This is a genomic window from Zunongwangia profunda SM-A87, assembly GCF_000023465.1.
Classification (GTDB): Bacteria; Bacteroidota; Bacteroidia; order Flavobacteriales; family Flavobacteriaceae; genus Zunongwangia; species Zunongwangia profunda.
On record NC_014041.1, the window covers coordinates 272,691 to 294,175 of the forward strand.

Here is a 21,485-nt window from a genome sequence, read left to right on the forward strand (position 1 = left end):
AATAAAGTTTTCTTAATAATGTTCGAATTATGACAAGTTCATTTTGAAAATTTGTTATAGTTTTACAGGTTTATTAAGAATTTGTTTTATAATTCATAAAGATAAGTTAATCAATAACCCCCAATTCCTTTCCGATTTTGGTAAAAGCCTTAATAGCTTGATCCAGGTGTTCCTTTTTATGCGCAGCAGATAACTGCACTCTAATTCGTGCTTTTTCCTTGGGAACTACGGGATAAAAGAAACCTATTACATAAATACCTTCTTCCAAAAGTTTGTCGGCCATATCCTGTGATAGTTTTGCATCATAGAGCATTACCGGAACAATAGCAGCATCACCGTCAATAATATCAAAACCGGCATCTTTAATACCTTGTTTAAAATATTTAGTGTTTTCTTTAAGTTTATTTCTCAGACTGTCATCTTTTTCTAACATTTCAAAAACTTTTAAAGAAGCTCCAACGATAGATGGTGCCAAAGAGTTTGAAAATAGATAAGGGCGAGAGCGTTGTCTTAATAGTTCTATAATCTCTTTTTTTGCTGTAGTATAACCGCCCATAGCACCGCCAAGTGCTTTACCTAATGTTCCTGTAATGATGTCTACGCGGCTTAGTACATCTTTTTCTTCTAAGGTACCTATTCCTTTTTCTCCGATAAATCCTGTAGCATGGCATTCGTCGATCATTACTAGGGCATCATATTTATCGGCCAGATCACAAATTTCATCTAAAGGAGCTACAAGTCCATCCATAGAGAACACACCATCAGTTACGATCAGTTTAAAACGGGCACCGTTTTCATTGGCAGCTTTAAGTTGCGCTTCAAGATCTGCCATGTCTCCGTTTTGATAACGATAACGTGCAGCTTTGCAGAGGCGAACTCCGTCTATAATCGAAGCGTGATTTAAGGAATCAGAGATAATAGCATCTTCCTTAGTTAGCAAGGGCTCGAAAATTCCACCATTTGCGTCAAAACAAGCGGCGTAAAGAATAGTATCTTCAGTTCCATAGAAATCGGCAATTTTTTGTTCTAATTCTTTATGGATATCCTGCGTGCCACAAATAAAACGGACGCTGGACATTCCAAACCCATGCGTATCCATCGTGTCTTTAGCGGCCTGGATAACCTCGGGATGAGAAGAAAGTCCCAGGTAATTATTGGCGCAAAAGTTAATCACTTCCTGCCCGGTATTGATTTTAATGACAGCGTCTTGCGGGCTCGTGATAATACGTTCTCTTTTAAACAATCCGTTGTCTTTTATTTCTTCTATTTCTTTTTGAAGGTGTTCTTTAATAGATCCGTACATAATAGTTAGGTGATTTTTGTTTTTTCAAAATTAAGTATCTCTTTTATACAAACCGAAGGGAAATCGCTTTGTTTGTATAAACGAGGATTTTTTTATCGATTTGGTATCCCATATTGGAAAGCGTTTCGCCATAGTTATTGATCTGGCGTTCATGTTTTGTATCAAACGCCCCAGTTTTATAATCGATGATGCTTACCAAATGCTCTTTAAAGTTTAATCGGTCTGGGCGTAATCGTTCGCCACTTTTAGTAATAATCTCTCTTTCGTTATCATTTTTTACGGTTTCAGAAAAATAAACTTCCAGCTCTGGATGGGTAATGATACTATTCAGTATATTTTCAATGGTCTCAGAAACTTCTTCAGCAATAATTCCGTTAGCGATCGCATTTTTTAATACCGGTTTTAGATCTTTTTCGGTATTAATTTCTGCCAATAGATCATGGATGATTTCCCCTTTTTCGATAGCTTCCTGTTGTTTGGTATCCCATAAGCTACCTGATCGCGTGACGATATTTACAGCATGGTTTTGTGTGGCTGAAGAATAAAAATGTTGCAGGGTGATCCCCAGGTTTTCTATCTCTTTGGAAGTTGGCGGTTCCATTTCTCCAAATTCGTAACTTTTTTGCTCATCTTTCCAAAGCTTATTCTGTTTTAGATAACCGATGAGTAGGCCTGAAGTTTTTGATGCACTTTCGTTGCCATTTCTATCCAGATCGAGTTTCGATAAGATATAGAGCTGTTTTACCGGACGTGTACAGGCTACATATAACACGTTAAGTGTATCCAATTCATTTTGAAAAAGTAATTGTGTGTACAAAGCATCGGGAATTTCGCCCCAATTTTCCATTTTAGAGGAAGCGTTAATATAGCTTACGGGAATATCGTTTAGATGTTCATCGTTGGGTACCCAAAGCGAGTCTTTACGGGTGTCTTTAAAGTCGGAATTCGCAAAAGGATAGATCACGATAGGGAATTCCAGACCCTTTGCTTTATGGATGGTCATGATGGTCACCGCGTTTTCCTGTTGTGGAGCTATAATACTGAGCTTATCGTTTTCCTGCTCCCAGATTTCTAAAAATCCCTGAATCCCTTCGGTATCTTTTTGTGTGGTTTCGTAAACGAAATCCAGGAAAAACTGAATGTAGGCGTTAGAATCTTTTACCAGACCAAAACTTCTAATTATGTATTCGCAGCTTTCGTAAACCGAATATTCATTTAAAAAATCCAGATTAAAATCGAATTCAAATTCCTGTAACCAAGTAAAAAAGTTGTTACCGTTCTCTTTTATTTTTTCTGAAATTACCGCATGTGGATCTTTAAGTGATAATAAATATTCCTGAATAAAAGCGAAAATGGATAATTTAAGCTCGTTATTTTCAGGAGTGATCGAGAACTTTAAAAGGTTGCATATAAAGTGAACTTCAGGTGATCTTGAAATCAATAAGGTTTCAGATGAAACCACATCGATTTCCTTTTCATTTAAGGTGGATGCAATAGCCACGCCTTCAGATTTTCTTCTGGTAAGAATACAAATGTCGGCTCGTTTAAAACCTTTAGTATCGAGATTGTTTATGATTTCGATTACTTTTTCAGGATAAACCTCCTGTTCTTCCTCACGATTTTCAGCTTCAATAAAACTGATATTTACATAGCCCGAACCAGATTTTTTAGGATTTTGGGCACTTTGTTTAAATAAATTGCTGTATTGAGGATGACCAAGAAAGTCGGCCGCATACCCAAAAAAGCGGTTATTGAAATTTACAATTTCAGCAGCACTTCTATAATTATCGGGCAAATTATAGACCTGTTTCTGGATCTGAAAAGGATTGCCCTCGTTACTTAAATCAATAAACTGTTCAGCTTTACCGCCACGCCATCGATAAATCGATTGTTTGGCGTCACCTACCAGCATCAAACTGGAGGTTTCGTTAGGTAAAGATTCCATAGAGAGTTTATTGTCGATAAGTGGGATTAAGTTTTCCCATTGCATTTGCGAGGTATCCTGAAATTCGTCTATAAAATAATTCTGATAGCGCTCGCCCAACCGCTCGTAAATAAAAGGTGCCGGTTGGTCTTTAACCTGCGCGCTAATCATGGGGTTAAATTCTGAAATCAGTAAAATTTGACGTTCTTCTTTTATTTGCTGAATTTCCCGATTTAAGGCGTTTAATAAAGAAAGTTGCGTGAGGCGTTTACCAATTTCAGTATAAAATTCTAAGCTAAAAAATAGTTTTTTTGTGTGAATGAATAAATCCAGAATTTGAGGCTGAATAGCCTCGCCAAGTGCCATTTTACCTTTTTTGAGGGGTAAAATGCCTTCATTTTCCATTTTTTCTACCCACTTAGAGCTGAAGTTTGGAGATTCGTTGGCTCTAAGCTTTAAAAAATGCTTAGGTAGATATTGTCCGCTAAAATCTGTAGCATCAATGCCGCTATTAGTAATCAACTCAAAAAATTGATCTGCTTTTTGTGCAATTTCTGCCTGATTATTTGTGATTTGTTGTTTTAGTTTTTTTCTGAAGGTTTCAAAATCTTGCAGGGTTTTTGGCTGCAATTGTTGTAGATAAAATTGATTGTTTTCATTTACGAGAAGCTTGGCAATTTCCAGCAGATCTCTACCAATATCCCAACTTTTATCATCGTCGGCTTTGCTTAGGGAAAAATCGACCAGCACTTTGGTGAGTTTTTCGTCTTTTCCAGTACGGTTTATTAATCGGTCTACTGCTTCATTCAGGATCTTATCGGTATCCAGCTCAACTTCAAAATTTACGGGTAATCCAAGGTCTTTAGCAAAAGTGCGCAATACACGATGTGTGAAGCCATCGATCGTAGAAACTTCGAAAGCTGCATAATTATGGATAATATTCTTTAAAATCGCTACTGATTTTTCCTGAATTTCTTCCTTGGAATGAGCTGTTTCTTTAGCTACAGCCTCTAAGAGCGCTTTAGAACTTTCTGGAACGGGCTTTTTTGTAAATGCATAAAGACTTTCTACAATACGCGTTTTCATCTCGTGAACCGCCTTATTTGTAAAGGTAATCGCTAGGATATTTTTATAAGTATCGGTTTTCCCCGATTTAAAAAGTAAGCTTAAATAAGATTTTACCAGGGTAAAGGTTTTCCCTGATCCTGCCGAAGCGTTGTATATAGTGAAGTTATTAGCCAAAATTGTGAGTAAATTACCTTAGAGCAAGCCCATGAGGTATGTATTAGAAAAATATCTTTTTATTTTGAGGCAAGCCTCTGGGCATTTAATCTCTATTATTGAGTAAAAAAATGCGATTTAAAGGTAAGGTAAAATTGATTTTATAAAAGCATAAGCTTTTAAGTATATTATAACATTTAAATGTTTCCATTGCACGGGTTAATACTTAAATTTGAGTGAATTTATTACTAATCGCTAAAAAAATATAAGACTATGGCATTTGCGTTACCAGAGCTTAAATACGCATTCGATGCGTTAGAGCCACATATAGATGCAAAAACAATGGAAATTCACCATGATAAACATCATGCTGGATATACTACAAAATTGAATAATGCAATCGAAGGGACTGATCTTGAAGGTAAAACTATCGAGAATATCCTTAAAAATCTAGACTTATCTAATAGCGCTGTTCGAAATAACGGTGGTGGTTTTTATAATCACTCCTTATTTTGGGAAGTGATGTCTCCAGACGGAGGAGGGAAGCCAGAAGGTGAATTAGCAGAGGCTATTGATACTGCTTTTGGTTCTTTTGATGCTTTTAAAGAAGAATTTTCTAATGCTGCAGCCGGCCAGTTTGGATCGGGTTGGGCATGGTTATGTGTTCACGATGGTGGAAAATTAGAAATCTGCTCTACGCCAAATCAGGATAATCCATTGATGCCTGAAGTAGGGTGTGGCGGGACTCCGATATTAGGATTAGATGTTTGGGAGCATGCTTACTACCTAAACTATCAGAATAAGCGTCCGGCTTACATCGATGCATTCTTTAATGTGATTGATTGGAAAGAAGTAGCAAGTCGCTATGCAAAAGAAAAATAGTTAAGTAATTAATTGTTAAAGTTCGAAAGGGGCTGTTCGTAAGAACGGCCTTTTTTGATTTTTATAGTTTTGAAGGAATAATTTCGAAATTTAAGAAAGTATAGAAAAATAAAAAAGGTGGATTGTTATCCACCTTTTTTGCCCCAAATCTACCATGAACTTAACCTACTTAAATTTTATGGCAAGACTAATATAGATATAATGTCTGTTCGTTTAAAAACTTTTAGATGAAAGACTTATAAAAATAGTTGAAATACACACTTTTAATATGCTCTGTCTTTATTTCCTTCAAAAAAGTTAATATATGCCCTGTTTACAACTCGGTTACCACCAGGGGTTGGATAGTCTCCGGTAAAATACCAGTCCCCAAGGTTTTTAGGGCAGGCTTTATGCAAATTATCTACCGATTGATAAATCACTTTTACACTGGCCTCTACAGTTGGCTCACTTAAAAGCTCTGATATCTTTGCTGAAATCTGCTCGTCTGTAAATGGTTCGTAAATCTCTTTTACAAAATTTTGTACGTCTTTATCTTTTAGGTTTACCTGTTGTTTACATTTTTCATAAACCTCTTCAACCAGTTTGTAATTGTTGTCGTCTTTTAGTAATTCTAAAGCTGCCCTAAAAGCAACAAGATCTTCCAGGCGTGCCATATCAATTCCGTAGCAATCGGGATAGCGAATTTGCGGAGCCGAAGAAACCACCACAATTTGTTTTGGATTAAGACGATCCATCATTTTGATGATACTTTTCTTGAGGGTTGTACCTCTTACAATACTATCATCTATAATTACCAGGTTATCTTCTTTTTTGATCACACCATAAGTCACGTCATATACATGGGCTACAAGATCATCACGGCTGCTGTCCTCTGTAATAAAAGTTCGTAGTTTTACGTCTTTTATTGCAATCTTTTCTGTTCTTAGACGGTGAGCCAGGATTTCCTGTAAACGTTCATCAGTTAAGGTGTCTTTTTCCGCTAAAATCGCTTCGTTCTTTTGCCGGCTTAATTCGTCCTGGGCGGCTTCTACCATTCCGTAGAAAGAAGTTTCGGCGGTGTTCGGTATAAAAGAAAATACCGTATTTATGGTGTCATAGTTAATGGCCTTAAGAACCTCAGGCATTAATAATCTCCCTAACATTTTTCGTTCTTTGTAAATTTCAGCATCACTTCCCCTAGAGAAATAAATACGCTCAAAAGAGCATGCTTTTCGCTCTAAAGGTTCAATGATTTTGGTGATCGAAACATTACCGTTCTTTTTGGTAATAATGGCATGGCCAGGATCTAATTCTTTAATGTCTTCAAAATTTAAATTGAAGACAGTTTGTATTACGGGGCGTTCTGAAGCTACGACAACTACCTCGTCATCTTTGTAATAATAGCAGGGGCGAATTCCTGAAGGATCGCGAAGTACGAAAGAATCGCCATGTCCCATAAGTCCGGCCATCGCATAACCGCCGTCCCAGTCCTTAGAAGACTTTTTAAGGATTTTGGCAACGTTAAGCTGTTCTGCAATATGGGGAGAGGCCTGTTGTTTGGTATAGCCTTCTTTCTTTAGTTTTTTGTATAACTTTCTAACTTCAGAATCTAAGAAATGACCAATTTTTTCCATTATGGTCACCGTATCTGCCTTTTCTTTTGGATGTTGCCCAAGTTCTACCAGGTTGTTAAAAAGCTGGTTTACATTGGTCATATTAAAGTTTCCCGCAACAATAAGGTTACGGTGCATCCAGTTGTTTTGCCTTAAGAAAGGATGAACACTTTCAATACTGTTTTTCCCAAAAGTACCATAACGAACGTGCCCCAGAAAAAGTTCTCCTAAATAAGGGATCTTTCTTTTTTGAAGCGCAACATCATCGGCATATTCAGGATGCTCTTTCATCTCGTCATTAATACGCTGATTTATCTGCTCAAAAATATCCTGAATTGGCTGCGATTGGTTAGAACGAATCCTGCTTATATAACGCTCGCCAGGTTGTACATTAAGTTTTATACTTGCAAAACCAGCACCATCCTGCCCGCGGTTGTGCTGTTTTTCCATTAGCAGGTACATTTTATTTACGCCGTAAAAAGCGGTACCGTATTTTTCTTTGTAATATTCAAGTGGTTTTAACAGTCTAACCTGTGCAATTCCACACTCGTGTTTAATGGCGTCACTCATAGTTGTATTGTTGCTCCTTGTGGGATTTGTTTACTCGATAACCGAGATTAAAATATTAATATATACTAAGCGATATCCTTACTTTTATCTTAGTAACAAAAAAGCCCTGAAATTACAGGGCGTGTTTCTTTATTTTAGTGCTATTTTGAACTGTGTGAGTTTTTTAAATTCTTCCAGCCGCATATTTATATCTTCCTTCGACAGGTTTTTCATGCGCTCGGTTCCAAATTTCTCTACGCAAAACGAAGCGAGATTTGAACCATAAATTATCGCATTTTTTAAATTTTCGAAAGAAATATCATCTGTGTGAGCTAAATAACCAATAAAACCACCAGCAAATGTATCTCCTGCTCCGGTTGGATCAAAAACTTCTTCTAAAGGTAAAGCAGGAGCAAAGAATACTTTTTCTTTATGGAAAAGTAAGGCACCGTGCTCTCCTTTCTTAATAACCACATATTCTGGTCCCATTTTTTCAATCTCACGGGCAGCTTTTACTAATGAATATTCTCCGGAAAGTTGTCTAGCTTCTTCATCATTAATAGTAATAACATCTACTTTAGCGATTACCTTTTTCAAATCTTCCAGGGTATTGTCCATCCAAAAGTTCATGGTGTCTAATACCACAAGTTTTGGATTTTTTACCTGATCCAGTACACTTAGTTGTACTAAAGGATGCAAGTTTCCAAGCATCACATATTCAGCGTCTTTATAGACTTCAGGAACTACCGGGTTAAAATCTGCAAGCACATTAAGTTGCGTGTCTAAGGTGTCTCTGGAATTTAAATCGTTATGATATCTGCCGCTCCAAAAAAATGTCTTTCCATTTTCAACAATTTCGATACCGTCTATATTGATGTTTTTTGAAGAAAGAAGATCCAGATATTTTTGAGGGAAGTCACCGCCAACTACAGAGACTATTGCACTATCTACATTAAAGTTTGCGGCCGAGAGGCCAATGTAAGTTCCTGCACCACCAAGAATTTTATCGGTTTTTCCAAAAGGAGTTTCGATAGCATCAAAGGCTACAGTTCCTACAATAACTAGTTTGCTCATAATTGCATTCAAAAATTATGCTGCAAATATACGGTTTGTTTTTCAAGCTGTAAACCAAAAGTTAAATTAGACGATGAGGACGGTTAATTTTTAAAGCCTGTATCTTCTAATAATTCTTTTTCTTTGGAGGCTTTAACGGCCAGCGCATCACATCTTTCGTTTTGAGGGTGGTTGTTATGTCCTTTAATCCAGGTAAATACAATTTGATGTTTCCTGTACTCTTTTAAGAAGTCTTTCCAGAGATCTGCATTCTTACGATCTTTGAAGTTTTTTTTCTCCCAGCCAAAAACCCATTTTTTTTCTACTGCATCTACAACGTATTTCGAGTCGGTAAACACTCTAATGTTAAGATTAGGCTTTTTAAGTTTTTTTAGCGCTTCGATCACCGCTAAAAGTTCCATGCGATTGTTAGTGGTGTGCTTAAAGCCCTGTGCAAATTCTTTTTTGTAGGATTTGCCAACCCATTCCATTACGATGCCATAACCACCTGGCCCTGGATTGCCACGGGCAGCGCCATCAGTATAAATTCGAACCTGTTCCTGCAATGCTTAGGAGTCTTTTTTTAATAATTGTTCGATCACCATAGGAAAATGATGATGCTCTAATTCATGAATTTTTGAAGCTAAACTTTCTGGAGAGTCATGTTCTTCTATGATAGTCTTAGCCTGGAAGATGTGCTCACCTTCATCATAATGTTCATTAACAAAATGAATCGTGATACCACTTTCTTTCTCTTTATTAGTAATGATGGCTTCGTGTACCCGCATACCATACATCCCTTTGCCACCATAATTAGGTAATAAAGCAGGATGCACATTAATAATACGGTTTGGGAAATTTTCAATTATATTTTTAGGAACCATCCATAAAAATCCAGCTAAAATAATAAGATCTGGATCGATATCTTTTAATACATGAAGTACATCATTAGAATGATAAAAGGAATCTCTATCAAAATGTAATGCCTGTACATCTAAATCGTAAGCGCGACGCAAAACTCTGGCGTTTCTTTTGTTCGAGAAGACCGCTACTACCTTAATATTTTCAGAATTTTCGAAATAGCGTATAATATTTTCAGTATTTGATCCTGATCCCGAAGCAAATATGACGATTTTTCTTACGTTATTATTTTTTGGTTGATCACTCAAAACAAGGCTGTTAACAATTATTAGGAGATAAAGTTAACCTCTTTCATCGAAAAATATGTAAATTACCTTCACATTTTTAAAGTAAAAATCGGTTTTAAAATAAAGTTTTTTATTTTTGCCACCTAATCAAAATTAAAATAAAATATTATGTCTGACATTGCATCAAGAGTAAAAGCGATTATCGTTGACAAATTAGGTGTTGATGAGAACGAAGTTGTTAATGAAGCAAGCTTCACCAACGACTTAGGTGCTGATTCATTAGATACTGTGGAATTAATCATGGAATTCGAAAAAGAATTCGATATTCAAATTCCAGACGACCAGGCTGAAAATATCGCAACAGTTGGTCAAGCAATTTCTTATATTGAAGACGCGAAAAAATAAAAATTAAAAGAACCATATGGAGTTAAAGCGAGTTGTAATAACGGGCTTGGGTGCCCTTACCCCAATCGGTAACAATATTAGCGAATATTGGGACGGCTTGGTAAATGGTAAAAGTGGTAGTGGCCCTATTACGCATTTCGACCCCGAAAAGTTCAAAACAAAATTCGCTTGTGAACTCAAAGATTTTAATCCGTTAGATCACTTCGATCGTAAAGAAGCGAGAAAACTGGATAAATTTACCCAATATGCCATGGTAGCTTCAGATGAAGCTATCGCAGATTCTGGAATAGACTTAGACGCGGTAGATAAATATCGCGTTGGTGTAATCTGGGGTGCTGGGATTGGTGGATTGGAAACCTTCCAAAACGAAGTGCTTAACTTTGCGGCGGGAGATGGTACTCCAAGATTTAATCCTTTCTTTATTCCTAAAATGATTGCTGATATTGCCCCAGGTAATATCTCTATTAAGCATGGTTTTATGGGAGCTAACTACACTACGGTGTCAGCTTGTGCTTCTTCAGCCAATGCAATGATAGACGCATTAAATAATATCCGTTTAGGATATAGCGATGTGATAGTTTCAGGAGGATCAGAAGCCGCTGTAACTATTGCAGGAATGGGAGGATTTAACGCTATGCATGCCCTTTCTACCAGAAATGAAAGTCCAGAGACTGCATCAAGACCTTTTGATGCTACTCGTGATGGCTTCGTACTAGGTGAAGGTGCCGGTGCGCTTATATTAGAAGAATATGAGCACGCTAAAGCAAGAGGCGCTAAAATTTATGCTGAAGTAATTGGTGGAGGTCTTTCTTCAGACGCTTATCACATGACGGCTCCGCATCCAGATGGAAACGGTGTTGTTAGAGTGATGGAAAACTGTCTAAGAAATGCCGGAATTAAGCCTGAAGATGTAGATGCGATAAACACGCATGGAACATCTACTCCTCTGGGAGATGTGGCCGAACTAAAGGCGATTACGAAAGTTTTTGGAGATCACGCGAAGAATATTAATATCAACTCAACAAAATCGATGACAGGTCACCTTCTTGGTGCTGCTGGTGCGATTGAAGGAATAGCGAGTGTAATGGCCATGCAACATGGTATTGTGCCGCCGACCATTAATCACGAAAATGTTGATGAAAATATTGATCCTTCGTTAAACTTAACCCTTAATAAAGCTCAGAAACGAGAAATGAATATCGTTATGAGTAATACTTTTGGGTTTGGCGGGCACAATGCCTGCGTAGCATTTAAAAAATTAACTGAGTAACTCTTAATGAGTGTTATTCGCAACATATTAAATTCCCGTTCTTCAAAAGGCGGGAATTTTTTTAATACACTGCACAAATTATTAGGTTTTCGACCTAAAGACCTTTCGGTTTACGAGAGGGCTTTTACCCATAGGTCATTAAATGTGAAGGATCCATCAGGGAATCCTATAAACTATGAACGTCTGGAATTTTTAGGGGATGCTATGTTGGGCTCTGTAATAGCCTCACATCTTTATCAGGAAGTACCAGAGGGTGACGAGGGATATCTTACCAAAATGCGTTCTAAAATTGTAAGTAGAAAGCATCTTAACGAATTGGGTAAAGATCTAAACCTTATTAGATTTGTGAAATCTAATATTCCCAACGACCAGTTTGGTGTAAATATTCACGGAAATATCTTTGAAGCACTTGTAGGGGCCATCTATCTTGATAGAGGATATAAGTACTGTAACCGGTTTATTTATAACCGGGTTATCGAACCTTATGTTGATATTGAGACCTTAGAAGGTCGTGTAATAAGCTACAAAAGTCTTTTAATAGAGTGGTGCCAAAAACAAAAAAAAGAATTTAATTATCAGGTTTACGAAGATACGGGTAGGGACGAGCTTAAGCATTTTGCTGTTAAATTGTGGATTGATAAAAAGGTGATTGCCAAAGCAAGGGCGACCTCTAAAAAGAAAGCCGAGGAGAAAGCTTCAAAAAGGGCGTATTATGCACTTCAAAATAAAATGAATTAATTTTTGCCATATTCTCTATAGCTATAACGATTTCGTGAAAAAACATGAAAAATTAATCAATTTAAATCTTTATTTTTGTCATCGATATTTTATCTTTATCGATAAAGTGGATTTAGCATGCAAGCACATAAAATGTTGCTGGATGAGGTTGAAGAAGTTGACTTTAAATTAATTGCGATTTACGCAAATTTAGAGCCTTATAAAATGGCTTTTCTGCTAAACCGTTTTTTGAATTTAAAATTGATGCGAAGTCGTTTTGATGTCGATTTTAATCATAAAGATGTCCAGGCAATGTATGCTTTATTTACGTACAAAGACCTTGCGAATTATAGAGATTATTATCTTGTTAGTAACAAATTTAAAGGTAAAGCCAGAAAAATATTAAATGCTGGATCTCTGTTTTTGGAAGAGGAGGTGAGGCCTTTAGAGGTTAATTTAATTCCTCAATATAAAAAAGTCGATTTTTTTTTGAAAATAGAAGAAAATATAGAAGATCAGCAGGTTCATCAGTTGGTGAATCTTATTGGTCGTATTCCCCAGGTACAGGCTGCGTACAAGATCCATGTAGATCAATTAAAATCCAAACAAAATCTAATATTTGAATAATGCCAACAAATAAGAAGACAAAAATAGTTGCCACTTTAGGACCGGCAACAAGTTCCAAAGACACCTTAAAAGAAATGCTCCAGGCAGGAGTAAATGTTTTCAGAATTAATTTTTCTCACGCTAATTATGAGGATGTTAGAGAGCGTGTACAGATGATAAGGGATCTTAATGAGGAAGAAGGTTTTACCGCCGCAATTTTAGCCGATTTACAAGGGCCTAAGTTGCGTGTAGGAACCATGAAGGAAGATGTGGTTGTTGCACAAGGTGACGAAATTGTTTTTGCAACAGGAGAGCGTTTTGAAGGTTCTAAAGAGCGAGTTTATATGAATTACGATGCTTTTCCCAGAGATGTAAATGAAGGGGAGCGAATTCTGTTAGACGACGGTAAATTGATTTTTGAGGTTGTTAGCACAAATAGAGAGAACGAAGTTGTAGCCAAAGTTATCCAGGGCGGGCCTTTAAAATCTAAAAAAGGGGTAAACCTTCCTAACACTAATATTTCTTTACCTGCACTTACAGAAAAAGATGTAAAGGATGCCGAATTTGCCTGTAAATTAGAGGTGGATTGGATTGCTTTATCTTTCGTGAGACATGAGAAAGATATTATAGAACTTCAGGATTTAATTAAGGAGCATACAGATTATAAAATTCCGATTATTGCTAAAATCGAGAAACCTGAAGGTGTAGAGAATATCGAAAAGATTGTAGCTTATTGTGATGGTTTAATGGTAGCTCGTGGAGATTTGGGAGTTGAAATTCCGGCTCAGGAAGTACCGTTAATTCAGAAAAAATTAGTTCTGGTTGCTAAGAAAGCCCGTATTCCGGTAATTATTGCTACCCAAATGATGGAAACAATGATTACCAGTTTAACCCCAACCAGAGCAGAAGTAAACGATGTTGCAAACTCGGTTATGGATGGTGCAGATGCGGTAATGCTTAGTGGGGAAACTTCAGTGGGGCAATATCCTGTACAGGTGATCCAAAAAATGGCTTCTATTTTAAGAAGTGTGGAGAATTCACCATTAATTAAAGTTCCACACGATCCGCCACATGTTCGCACTAAAAGATATATTACTAAATCTGTTTGTTTTCATGCCGCGCATATGGCCAATGAAATTAAAGCAAAAGCAATTTGTACTTTAACCAATAGTGGGTATACTGCTTTTCAGATTTCAGCATGGCGTCCAGAAAGTCATATTTTAGTATTTACTCATAATAAAAGAATCCTTAACCGTCTAAGTTTACTTTGGGGTGTGAAGGCTTTTTATTACGATAAGTATAGCACTACAGACGAAACTATTGATGATATTAATAATATTGCAAAATCTGGTGGTTTTGTAACGCAAGGCGATTTTACTATTAATCTTGCAGCCATGCCAATCTCTTCTAAAGGAATGGTAAACACGCTTAGAGTTTCTGAAATAGAGTAATGCCCAAACAATTTTTATAAAAGAACTAACCCCGGATTTTCGATTCGGGGTTTTTTTATGCGTGTATATCAAGAATGGCTATTGAAGATTAGGCTCTAAAAATCGAATTTAAGTTGTACGGCAACTTCTTTCTTTTCCTCCTTGGTTTTTACAGAAGGGCTATCGGTATTTAAATTGGATAGTGATATTCCCAGGAGGCGTACTGAGTCTTTCATTTTCTCTTGATAGAGTAATTCTTTAGCCATCTCCAGAATCAACTCTTTGCTGGAGATAAAATAAGAAATAGTTTTACTACGGGTTTGTAGCGTGAAATCACTATACTTTATTTTTAAGGTTACTGTTTTGCCGGCAACTTTGCTTTTTTGTAGACGACGCTCTATTTCTTCGGCAATATTGGTAAGTTTTTCAAGCATAAAAATTTCCGAAGAAATATTTTCACTAAAAGTGCGCTCGGCACCAAGGGATTTTCGCATTCGGTTTGGTTTTACTTCACTTTCATGTATTCCTCTAACGACATTATAATAATATGGTCCGTGTTTACCAAAGTGATCTGCAAGATATGCTTCAGATTTCGATTTCAGATCTTTCCCCGTAAAAATTCCCAGGCGGTACATTTTTTCAGCGGTAACTTTCCCAACACCATAAAATTTCCTGATTTCCAGCTGCTCTAGAAAATCCAGAACTTCTTCAGGGTTTACGGTTTTTTGTCCGTTAGGCTTATTTATATCACTGGCAACTTTTGCAATAAACTTATTTACAGAAATCCCTGCAGAAGCATTTAGACCTGTTTTTTGCTTTATTTTTTCACGAATTTCCCTGGCAATCATCGTAGCGCTGGGATTCCCTTTTTTATTTTCGGTAACATCCAGATACGCTTCGTCTAATGAAAGGGGCTCTACCAAATCTGTATACTCAAAAAAGATGCTTCTGATTTGTTGTGAAATTTCGCGATAGCGATCAAAACGTGCTTTCACAAAAATTATATCAGGACAATTTCTTTTAGCAATGACGCTGCTCATTGCGCTTCTAACTCCAAATTTTCTAGCTTCATAACTGGCAGCACTTACCACTCCGCGTTGGGAGCTGCCACCCACAGCAATAGGCTTACCGCGTAATTCGGGGTTATCCAGCTGTTCTACTGAAGCGTAAAACGCATCCATGTCGATATGAATTATCTTGCGCATTGTCACGATACTGCAAATTTAATGCTAAAAGCATGCAACCTGAAAGTACAGTCAGCTAATTTGATTATATTTAATAAGACGATCTAAACTTGCATTATGGAGAAGACGGCCATTGTTTTGGGAGCGACCGGACTAACAGGACGACATTTGGTAGAAGAACTTTTAAAAAATGAAAATTATACTAAAGTATCTTTATTTTCCAGAAGTAAATTAGGAAAAGTACATGCAAAGTTGGAAGAGCACCTTATCGATGTGTTGAAGTTAGAAAGTCATAAAGAAGCTTTTAAAGCTCATGATGTATTTTGTTGTATAGGCACTACAAAAGCTAAGACGCCCGATAAAGAGAAATATAAAAAGATCGATTATGGAATCCCGGTCACTGCTGCAAAGCTGGCAGCAAAAAATGGTGCAGAATGTTTCGTGGTGATCTCGGCTATGGGAGCCGATGCCAATAGTCGTATTTTTTACAATCGAATCAAAGGGGAAATGGAGCAGGATGTCATGGTTGCAAATATCCCGAATATTTATATTTTCAGGCCGGCATTAATAGTGGGAGATCGAGAAGAGAAACGTATTTTTGAGAAAGTCGCCACGCATGCTTTTAAATTATTTAATTTTATGCTTGTAGGGAATCTAAAAAAATATCGATCTGTTAGATGTGAGAATATTGCCAAAGCGATGATGCATGTCGCAAACTTTTGGTATTCAGATTCCATAATAAAATCAAATAAAATAAACGAACTCGCAGCAAAATACGATGGTAGAAATTGAAAGGAAGTTTTTAGTTAAAAATGAAGATTTTAAAGCAGAATTTTATCAAAAGAACCGCATTACACAAGGTTTTTTAAATACAGATCCACTGCGTACCGTTCGTATAAGAATTAAGGATGAAACTGCCTTCCTTACCGTAAAAGGAAAAAATAATGAAGCAGGATTAAGCCGTTTTGAATGGGAAAAAGAAATCGATAAAACGGAAGCTGAAGCACTTTTAAAACTTTGCGAGCCTGGAATGATCGATAAAGCCCGGTTTTTAGTGAAATCTGCCAGTCATATTTTTGAAGTAGATGAGTTTTATGGTGAAAACGAAGGCTTGATCGTTGCTGAAGTTGAGTTAGCATCTGAAACTGAAAATTTTGAAAAACCGAAATGGCTAGGGCAGGAAGTTACCGGAGATCCAAAATATTACAATTCCCAACTGAGTAAAAATCCGTATAAATCATGGTAAAATGTTTTCGATTTTTGATGATTTTGAGCCTCATTTTTATTTCATGTCATACAGATAAATCAACTTCTGCTGAAGAAGATAAAGAGGAAAAGGAAGATAAGATTTCTGCAGAAGAAATGTCAAAACATTTACAGGAAGATGGTTTTAAAAGCTTTACTTATAAAGAAGGCGACACCACTTACTTAATGCAACAATATTATATGGTTTTTTTGAAAACTGGGCCAAATCGGGATCAGGATTCGCTTAGTTTAGCAAAATTACAACAGCAGCATATGGCGCATTTAGAACGAATGGGTAATGAGGGTTATGCCAGTTTAATTGGCCCATTTGAAGATAGCAGCGATATAAAAGGAATTGCCGTTTATAATACCAGAACACTAAAAGAAGCCGACAGTTTAGCCAACTTGGATCCTATGGTAAAAGCGGGACGATTAACTATAGAAGTTCATCCCTGGTGGACGGCAAAAGGCAATAAATTAAATTAAGCCTTAGATTTAATAATATTGATAATATCCTGCTTTTGTATAACACCAGATTGGCGCCAAAGTTGAGCTCCATTTTTAAACAGCATCATGGTTGGGACACCCCTTACCTGGTATTTTGCCGCAAGTTGCTGATTTTTATCTACATCGATTTTAATGATCTTGATATTTTCACCAAGTTCGGTCTTTACTTCTTTTAGAATTGGCGCTAAAGTTTTGCATGGACCGCACCAATCGGCATAAAAATCGATTAAAACAGGATTTTCGTCTGCGATGATATCTCCAAAAGTGCTCATATTATTTGTTTTACGTGGTGGTTTATCATTGCTGAAATTTCATAAAATACCGCAATATTTTTTTACAATTTTAATGCTTCAGCTTTACGTAAATTTAGGAAATTCAGAAGAAAATTAAAATGCAATCCTGTTAAGTGTTCGGCTTATTTTTCAGCAACACAAAAAACATCTACACTCATTTCTCTTCCTTCCAGTTTTTGTGGCCCTAAAGGTTTAACAATGAAGTTTTCGCCAATTTTAGGATTCTCGTTTACCTTGCCAGAGATAAGGATCAATTTATCATAGGTTTTGCATAATCCCTCTATCCTTGAAGCCACATTTAAAGTATCTCCATGATAAGCAATTTCACGTTTAATATCACCAACTTCTACTGCAGTAACCAAGCCTTGATGGGCACCGGCTTTAAAAACAGGAACGTGATCGTAGGCCCTTAAATAATGCTCTTTTTTATGCTGAAATCGTTTATGTACGGCGTAGAAAAATTCGATCGCTAAAGAAGAATCAAAGCATCTAAGTGGCCAGCTTACTACAATTTCGTCACCTACGTATTGATAGATCTGGGCATTATATTTTTTTACCATTTGATTAATGTCCATAAAGCTTTCCTGGATAAAAGCACTATATCGCAAATGCCCAAGCTTTTCGGCTAGTTGTGTCGAATCCTTAAGATCCAAAAACATAAATAATCTATTCTCTTCAGCTGGATAACGGAACTTACCAAGTAAAAAAGGTAAGATAAGACCTGGCCCAAATTTATTGGTCATCTGATTAATAAAACTCAGCACCAAGGTCATAAATAGCGTATAACTTAAGATGATTACGTTATAATACTCCCAATTCATCCTAATGATATGCTCGGTATATTGATTTAAAAACGTACCGCTAATAAATTCTATAACAATATATCGTAATAGAAAAATTATCGACGTGAGCACCGTAAAATAGAGTACACCACCCACCAGAATATTAAAACCTAACGAGCGATTTCTAAACATATAATTTTTAAGAAAATGGTCGATGATCCCTAAAGCTAAACCCAACAATGCACCAAGGCTAAGAAACAGGGTAAGCACGCCAGAAATAGAAATATCTGTAGGTCTTCCCATGGCCTGTAACACAGACAATGCGGTGAAATGTATAATTAAAAACAATAATCCATAAGCAAAGATCCAGAAGATGATCTGTTTAATGATCTTGGTTACAAACGGATATTGGTTAGAAAAGCTATAGAAATTTACAGCGTAATATTTTCCCATAAGCTTTAGAGTTTTTGTTCGAAAAGTTTGTGATGATCGATGAAAAAAATTGGATAAACAAAAGTATAACTTTTAGACGCATTGATTTTAATTATAAGCGAAATAATAGGACTATCTCATAAACTGTGTAAATAGAAAAATAACAGGGGTCGCGACCCCTGTTATTTTTTTTGTCTAATTTTAAATTTTACACAGTATGAAAAAAGAAGATTTATTTAGCGATGAATTTTTAAAGCAGTTCAAAAGTGGAGATGAGCTCAATGGCTTTTTAAAACAACTGCAGAAACGTGGCATTGAGAAAATGCTGGAAGGCGAATTGGATGGCCATCTAGGCTATGATAAAAGCCAGAAATCCGACAATCCCAACACCCGAAATGGTTTTGGTCAAAAAAGGGTTTGCACCTCTTTTGGGGAATCCCAGATCCAGGTCCCCAGAGATCGGGATGCTTCTTTTAATCCGATGATTGTCCCCAAACGTGGCAATATGGTCGATGGGATTGAAAATGTTATTGTATCGCTGTATGCCAAAGGAATGAGCAATAGCGATATCGAAGAACAGATCAGGGAAGTTTATAATTTTGAGGTTTCCACATCCACCATCTCAAGGATTACCGAAAAGGTTACCGAAGATATTGTGGCCTGGCAGAACCGTCCTTTAGAACCCGTATATCTTATTGTTTGGATGGATGGGATCGTATTCAAAGTACGGGAGAACTCCAAGGTGATTAACAAGACCATATACATAGCAGTAGGACTTCGCAGAGATGGAAAGAAAGAAGTTTTGGGACTTTGGTTGGGCAAAAATGAATCTGCAGCCTTTTGGATGAGTGTCCTTACCGATATAAAATCCAGGGGAACTGAAGATATCCTTATCACGGCTACCGACAATCTAAACGGGTTTACCGATACTATCAGGAACGTATTCCCTGAGTCCAAAACCCAAATCTGTGTGGTGCATCAAATACGTAACGCTTGCAGGTATGTGGTATGGAAGGACAAAAAAGCCTTTACAGCAGATATGAAGCATATCTACAATGCACCTAACCAGCAAGCTGCTAAAGCTGCCCTGGATGATTTTGCAAAGCTATGGGAAAGTAAATATTCTTATGCTATTAAAAGTTGGAGGGACAACTGGGAAGACCTCACGATATTCTTTGAGTTTCCCCTGGAAATAAGAAAAATCATTTATACCACGAACCTTATCGAGAACCTCAATGGGAAAATCAGGAAGTATACTAAAAACAAACTGTCTTTCCCGACAGATGAGGCAGTGATGAAATCAGTATATTTGGCTACAAGGGAAGCCACTAAGAAGTGGTCAATGCCTATCAGGAACTGGGGCATTATCTTAAATCAGTTCCTTACGATCTATGAAAAAAGGGTCAGACTTTAAAAAGTCCAACCCCTGTTATTTTAACTTTACACACTTTGCGGGATAGTGTCGAAATAATGCGATAAAACAGCCCCGAATTTTTTTAAATCCGGGGCTATTTCCAACAATTAACAAATAACAAGATTCAAACTATTGCCATCCTCCCCCAAGTGCCTGGTATAAATTCACCATCGAATTTAATTGTGAATACTTAGCGTTGATCAAGTCTAATCTAGAGTTTAACGCATTTTCTCTTGCCGTTAAAACTTCTAAATAATTGGCTAAACCATTATCTAACAATTCTTGCGAATAATTAGTTGCGGTTTCATAAGCACTATATTCTTTTTCTTTTATTTCAATTTTATCGCTTGCCGCTTCATAATTATATAAAGCATCGGCCACTTCTTTTGTAGCCGTTAAGAAAGCTTGTCTAAACTGAAGTCTAGCTTGTTCTTGTTGCGCTTGTGAAGCTTCGTATTGCGTTTTTATTTGTCTACGCTGAAAAATGGGTTGCGTAATACCTCCTACAATCGTGGCAAATAATGAATTGGTATCTATAAGCTCTCCCAAATCTAAAGATTGAAAACCTCCTGTTGCTGTTAATGTTAATGAAGGATAGAAATTAGCTCGGGCAACATTGGTCATTTCAAAAGCATTTACCAAGCCATATTCTGCCTGAATTACATCGGGTCTGTTTCTCAATAATTGTGCAGGAACTCCGGTTTTTAATTCGGTTTCAATTGTTTGATCGGCTAAAACACTTCGGTTAATGTCTTGTGGTTCTTTACCTAATAAAATAGACATCGTGTTTTCTAATAATCGAATTTGATTATTAATATCTACCAATAAAGCTTGGGCTGTATAAAGCTGCGCTTCGGTTTGTTTTACACCAACTTCAGTAATGTTTCCGGCTTCTTTTAAAGCTTTGTTGGTTTCTAAACTTTTTTCTCGGTTTTCAATTGTTCTCTCGGTGACTTTACGTTGCTCGTCTAACGAAAGCAATTGATAATACGTAGAAGCAATGTTAGAAATAAGCGTAGTTTTTACCGCTTGGTGTGCGGCCACGCTTTGTAAATAAGAAGCTTCGTAAGCTCTTTTTTGACTTCTAATTTTTCCCCAAATATCGGCTTCCCAAGAAAGATCTGCACTAATTTCATATTGATCTAACGAAGAGAAGAAACCTCCAAACTGGCTATTTGATGAAAGCTCTTGGCGAGTTACCGACGCATTTCCTGTAATTGAAGGAAAATAACCGGCTTTTCCTTGCTTCAAGTAAGCTTCAGCATATAGTATTTGCTGAAGCGCTACTCGAATATCAATATTGTTTTGAAGGCCTTCTTCAATATGATTTTGCAAAATAGGATCGGTAAACATATCTCGCCAAGAAACATTGGCCATTGTTAGGCTGTCTTGCGGAATACTGTCGGTTCTAAAGTTTTCTTCTTCTATAATATCAGGCTGTTCATAATCTTTAGCTACAAAACAAGATTGTAAGCTTAAGACGACTAGCGATAGCCCGATAAATTTAAATTTTATTAAAAATTTCATA

General features: G+C 36.8%; 20 protein-coding genes. 10 read left to right on the forward strand and 10 right to left on the reverse strand.

Annotation, left to right across the window (positions count from 1 at the left end):
- Nucleotides 1–106: 106 nt before the first annotated feature.
- Together kbl and ZPR_RS01305 are read right to left on the reverse strand one after the other, a co-directional pair.
- A complete protein-coding gene (gene kbl / locus ZPR_RS01300; RefSeq protein ID WP_013069784.1) occupies nt 107–1,303 on the reverse strand; it encodes a glycine C-acetyltransferase in 1,197 nt (398 codons plus the stop codon).
- Between the two features lie 43 nt (nt 1,304–1,346).
- Nucleotides 1,347–4,469, reverse strand: a complete 3,123-nt coding sequence (locus ZPR_RS01305; RefSeq protein ID WP_013069785.1) for a UvrD-helicase domain-containing protein — start codon at nt 4,467–4,469, stop codon at nt 1,347–1,349.
- A gap of 252 nt (nt 4,470–4,721) precedes the next feature.
- On the opposite strand from ZPR_RS01305, the gene ZPR_RS01310 reads away from it, so the two are divergent.
- The gene (locus ZPR_RS01310) at nt 4,722–5,330 is read left to right on the forward strand and encodes a superoxide dismutase (protein WP_013069786.1); all 609 of its coding nucleotides are present in this window, start codon (nt 4,722–4,724) and stop codon (nt 5,328–5,330) included.
- A gap of 263 nt (nt 5,331–5,593) precedes the next feature.
- Here ZPR_RS01310 and ZPR_RS01315 read toward each other — a convergent pair whose 3' ends face one another.
- The 4 genes from ZPR_RS01315 to purN form a co-directional block, all read right to left on the reverse strand.
- Complete coding sequence (locus tag ZPR_RS01315; RefSeq protein WP_013069787.1) at nt 5,594–7,492, reverse strand: amidophosphoribosyltransferase; 1,899 nt, start codon at nt 7,490–7,492, stop codon at nt 5,594–5,596.
- Between the two features lie 129 nt (nt 7,493–7,621).
- Nucleotides 7,622–8,545 carry a PfkB family carbohydrate kinase gene (locus tag ZPR_RS01320; RefSeq protein WP_041578504.1) on the reverse strand — a complete coding sequence of 308 codons (924 nt, stop codon included), beginning with the start codon at nt 8,543–8,545 and terminating at the stop codon, nt 7,622–7,624.
- 83 nt (nt 8,546–8,628) lie between these two features.
- Nucleotides 8,629–9,090: a ribonuclease HI gene (gene rnhA, locus ZPR_RS01325; protein ID WP_013069789.1), complete on the reverse strand. Its 462-nt coding sequence runs from the start codon at nt 9,088–9,090 to the stop codon at nt 8,629–8,631.
- 3 nt (nt 9,091–9,093) lie between these two features.
- Nucleotides 9,094–9,693, reverse strand: a complete 600-nt coding sequence (gene purN, locus ZPR_RS01330) for a phosphoribosylglycinamide formyltransferase (protein WP_013069790.1) — start codon at nt 9,691–9,693, stop codon at nt 9,094–9,096.
- A gap of 147 nt (nt 9,694–9,840) precedes the next feature.
- Here purN and ZPR_RS01335 point away from each other — a divergent pair, with 147 nt between their 5' ends.
- The 5 genes from ZPR_RS01335 (at nt 9,841) to pyk (ending at nt 14,121) form a co-directional block, all read left to right on the forward strand.
- Nucleotides 9,841–10,077: an acyl carrier protein gene (locus ZPR_RS01335; RefSeq protein ID WP_013069791.1), complete on the forward strand. Its 237-nt coding sequence runs from the start codon at nt 9,841–9,843 to the stop codon at nt 10,075–10,077.
- 16 nt (nt 10,078–10,093) lie between these two features.
- A complete protein-coding gene (fabF, locus tag ZPR_RS01340; protein WP_041578505.1) occupies nt 10,094–11,347 on the forward strand; it encodes a beta-ketoacyl-ACP synthase II in 1,254 nt (417 codons plus the stop codon).
- A gap of 6 nt (nt 11,348–11,353) precedes the next feature.
- Nucleotides 11,354–12,085 (forward strand): ribonuclease III, encoded by a 732-nt coding sequence (gene rnc, locus ZPR_RS01345; protein WP_041578507.1) that lies wholly within the window; start codon nt 11,354–11,356, stop codon nt 12,083–12,085.
- A gap of 117 nt (nt 12,086–12,202) precedes the next feature.
- A complete protein-coding gene (locus ZPR_RS01350; protein WP_013069794.1) occupies nt 12,203–12,691 on the forward strand; it encodes an IPExxxVDY family protein in 489 nt (162 codons plus the stop codon).
- Complete coding sequence (pyk, locus tag ZPR_RS01355) at nt 12,691–14,121, forward strand: pyruvate kinase (RefSeq protein WP_013069795.1); 1,431 nt, start codon at nt 12,691–12,693, stop codon at nt 14,119–14,121. Before ZPR_RS01350 ends, pyk begins: the two co-directional genes overlap by 1 nt.
- Before the next feature lie 95 nt (nt 14,122–14,216).
- Here pyk and dinB read toward each other — a convergent pair whose 3' ends face one another.
- A complete protein-coding gene (dinB, locus tag ZPR_RS01360) occupies nt 14,217–15,305 on the reverse strand; it encodes a DNA polymerase IV (RefSeq protein WP_041578508.1) in 1,089 nt (362 codons plus the stop codon).
- Nucleotides 15,306–15,401: 96 nt separating this feature from the next.
- Between dinB and ZPR_RS01365 the strand changes: the two genes are divergently transcribed.
- From ZPR_RS01365 to ZPR_RS01375, 3 genes are read left to right on the forward strand one after another with little or no spacing between them, the layout of a single operon-like run.
- Nucleotides 15,402–16,076 (forward strand): NAD(P)H-binding protein, encoded by a 675-nt coding sequence (locus ZPR_RS01365; protein ID WP_013069797.1) that lies wholly within the window; start codon nt 15,402–15,404, stop codon nt 16,074–16,076.
- Entirely contained in the window at nt 16,063–16,530 is a 468-nt protein-coding gene (locus ZPR_RS01370) for a CYTH domain-containing protein (protein ID WP_013069798.1), read from the forward strand. The genes ZPR_RS01365 and ZPR_RS01370 overlap by 14 nt, the downstream gene beginning before the upstream one ends.
- Nucleotides 16,531–16,547: 17 nt before the next feature.
- Complete coding sequence (locus ZPR_RS01375) at nt 16,548–17,015, forward strand: YciI family protein (protein ID WP_013069799.1); 468 nt, start codon at nt 16,548–16,550, stop codon at nt 17,013–17,015.
- Here the strand turns inward: ZPR_RS01375 and trxA are convergent.
- Nucleotides 17,012–17,308, reverse strand: a complete 297-nt coding sequence (gene trxA / locus ZPR_RS01380; protein WP_013069800.1) for a thioredoxin — start codon at nt 17,306–17,308, stop codon at nt 17,012–17,014. The two genes, ZPR_RS01375 and trxA, sit on opposite strands and share 4 nt — an antisense overlap.
- Before the next feature lie 143 nt (nt 17,309–17,451).
- Nucleotides 17,452–18,564 (reverse strand): adenylate/guanylate cyclase domain-containing protein, encoded by a 1,113-nt coding sequence (locus ZPR_RS01385; RefSeq protein WP_013069802.1) that lies wholly within the window; start codon nt 18,562–18,564, stop codon nt 17,452–17,454.
- Between the two features lie 196 nt (nt 18,565–18,760).
- Between ZPR_RS01385 and ZPR_RS01390 the strand changes: the two genes are divergently transcribed.
- Nucleotides 18,761–19,957 carry an IS256 family transposase gene (locus ZPR_RS01390; RefSeq protein WP_013069803.1) on the forward strand — a complete coding sequence of 399 codons (1,197 nt, stop codon included), beginning with the start codon at nt 18,761–18,763 and terminating at the stop codon, nt 19,955–19,957.
- A gap of 129 nt (nt 19,958–20,086) precedes the next feature.
- On the opposite strand, the gene ZPR_RS01395 is transcribed toward ZPR_RS01390, so the two are convergent.
- Nucleotides 20,087–21,484 carry an efflux transporter outer membrane subunit gene (locus tag ZPR_RS01395; RefSeq protein ID WP_013069804.1) on the reverse strand — a complete coding sequence of 466 codons (1,398 nt, stop codon included), beginning with the start codon at nt 21,482–21,484 and terminating at the stop codon, nt 20,087–20,089.
- Between the last annotated feature and the right edge of the window lies 1 nt (nt 21,485).